Source organism: Nocardia sp. NPDC059236 (assembly GCF_042754085.1).
Lineage (GTDB): Bacteria > Actinomycetota > Actinomycetes > Mycobacteriales > Mycobacteriaceae > Nocardia.
In genome coordinates this window covers 1-1,041 of record NZ_JBHZAF010000119.1, presented here as the reverse complement: position 1 = coordinate 1,041, position 1,041 = coordinate 1, and the positions used below count along the sequence as shown (strand labels likewise).

General features: G+C 68.7%; 1 pseudogene. It reads left to right on the top strand.

Annotated features, from left to right (window positions below):
- Positions 1–497: 497 nt before the first annotated feature.
- Positions 498–1,041, top strand: a pseudogene (locus ACFXIV_RS48330) (hypothetical protein); the annotation flags it as partial.

The window sequence follows — 1,041 nt, the reverse complement described above, 5'->3', positions numbered from 1 at the left end:
GATTGAAGGTTCTCTAGATCACTCGGCGTATACAAAAATTCTTCGTGTCCCACGGTCACCGTGGGACTGGGTGTGGGGAGTCGACCGGCTGTCACCGTGCGCCCACGAGTAGCTCGCAACGCCCGAGTGTGCACCGCTTCATGATCGTCCGGGTACACCGGGTGATCTTGCCCATCGGAGGCAGGCGGCAGCAGCCGTCGACACTCGACCTGGTTACGGTACGCGGGCCCGCGCCATCCGGTCAAACCAGCACCGACGGGGCCCCGGCCGCCGCCCTGCGGTTGCCCGACGACGAACCGCCCGCTGCCCGGCTACTGCACTCGTGCACAGCCTGTGGACAACGACTTGAACGGGGCAGGTCCGCGTGACTACCGTGGCCGAACTTCCTTTCCTTCCCGACCGTCCCGAGAACCATGCATTCGTGGGATCTGGTCGATCACCGGACGACCGTCACACAGCGAGTGACCCGTCACCCAGCGAGTGAGAGAGCGTGCCCCGTGGCTGACCTACCTGCCGATCTTGCCGCAGTGTGGCCACGGGTGCTCGACCAGCTCCTGCGCGAGGGGCAGGGTGTCGAGGCGAAGGACCAGCGCTGGCTGCGGGACTGTCAGCCCCTTGTCCTCGTCTCGGGCACGGCGCTGCTGGGTGTTCCGAACGAGTACGCGAAGGGTGTCCTGGAGGGCCGGCTCTCGCCGCTGATCACCGAGGCGCTCAGCCGGGAGTGCCAGCAGCCCATCCGGCTCGCGATCACGGTGACGGGCCCGGCCCCCGAGGCCCCGGCCCCCGCCATTCCCTCGCCCACGCAGCCCCCCGAGCAGCAGCAGCCCTCACAGCCGCAGCAGCATCAGGGACAGCAGGCCCCGCAGCAGCACCAGCCACCTCAGCACCAGCAGACGCCCCAGTCGCAGGGCCAACCCCAAGGCCAGCCCCAGGGCCAGCCGCCCGGCCAGTCGCAGGGTCACCCGCACGCGCACCAGGAGCGGTACGAGCAGGAGCGGTACGGCGAGGACAGGTACGAGCAGGACCGGTTCGAGCAGTACG